The 1123-nt window shown below is 64.5% G+C and carries 2 protein-coding genes; one reads left to right on the top strand and one right to left on the bottom strand.

All coding sequences use genetic code 11. The features are described from left to right. Nucleotides 1-294: 294 nt before the first annotated feature. Nucleotides 295-615, bottom strand: a complete 321-nt coding sequence (gene grxD, locus QRO91_RS05845) for a Grx4 family monothiol glutaredoxin (RefSeq protein WP_005408852.1) — start codon at nucleotides 613-615, stop codon at nucleotides 295-297. 121 nt (nucleotides 616-736) lie between these two features. Here grxD and QRO91_RS05840 point away from each other — a divergent pair. Continuing rightward, on the top strand, nucleotides 737-1123 hold a 387-nt coding region (locus tag QRO91_RS05840), incomplete at its 3' end, for a superoxide dismutase (RefSeq protein ID WP_285310312.1).

Below are 1123 nucleotides of genomic sequence, written 5' to 3'. Positions count from 1 at the left end.
CCCAAAGCTCGCGTTGCTGGGCGTGGGAATTTTGTTTTTTGTGGTGGGGCCCCCAACCATAAATATCAAGTTTAAAAATATTTTTTTGGGGCCCTACGGCGTGTACGTGGTAATAGAAAGTTTCCTGGGGGGGGTTTTTGCGCCCAAAATGTAGAAGGTTAGCCCGTTGGGGGGGGGGGGAAACGGCCGCCCCACTGCCCAGCCCACCGCCGGCGCCGGCAACCAGCACCACGCGATCCTGCAACGGGCGGCCATCGAGCGCCCCGTTGGTCGGTGACGTCGATGGCCAGGCACTCATCCCTGGGTCGCCTCTTCGACGATGCGCTTGAGCTCGCCGGCTTCAAACAGTTCCAGGACGATGTCGCAGCCGCCGATCAGCTCGCCGTTGATGAACAGCTGCGGGAAGGTCGGCAGGTTGGAGAACCGCGGCAGGTTGGCGCGGATCTCGGGTTCTTCCAGCACGTTGACGGTGCGCAGGGTGACCGCGCCGGCTGCCATCAACGCCTGTACGGCGCGACTGGAGAAGCCGCACATCGGGTATTGCGGGGTGCCCTTCATGAACAGCACGAGCGGGTAACGATCGACCTCGGCCTGGATTTGCTGCATTACCGCCACAACCTCACTCCTTGCTTCGCCGGACAAACCGACCGCGGTGGTCGGCTAGACTGCCCACGGTAGCCGCCATTGTAAGCGGATGGAACCGGCTGCCGCCGCCCCTCTGGCCACGAACCTGTCCATGCCTGTCGAATTGCCTGCCCTGCCCTACCTTTCCGGCTCACTGCAGCCGCACCTGTCCGCACAGACCCTGGAACTGCACCACGGTCGCCACCATCGCGCCTACGTGGATGCGGTCAATGCCGGCATCCTCGGCACCGAGTGGGAAGACGCGTCACTGGAGGAAATCGTCCGCCAGGCCCAGGGAAAGCTGTTCGATGCGGCTGCCCAGGCGTGGAACCACGGCTTCTACTGGCAGTGCCTGCGCCCCCGAGGCGGCGGCGAACCGCAGGGCCGCCTGGGCGAGCTGGTCAAGCGCCAGTTCGGCGACGTGCAGCGCCTGCGCGAGGAATTCAACCGCACCGCGCTGGGCCTGTTCGGCTCGGGGTGGGTGTGGCTGGTGCAGCAC

It is taken from the genome of Stenotrophomonas maltophilia group sp. Smal32, from assembly GCF_030237085.1.
In the GTDB taxonomy this organism is placed as follows: domain Bacteria; phylum Pseudomonadota; class Gammaproteobacteria; order Xanthomonadales; family Xanthomonadaceae; genus Stenotrophomonas; species Stenotrophomonas maltophilia_Q.
The sequence above is the reverse complement of the archived record's forward strand: the minus strand, read 5'-3'. Positions and strand labels throughout refer to the sequence as shown.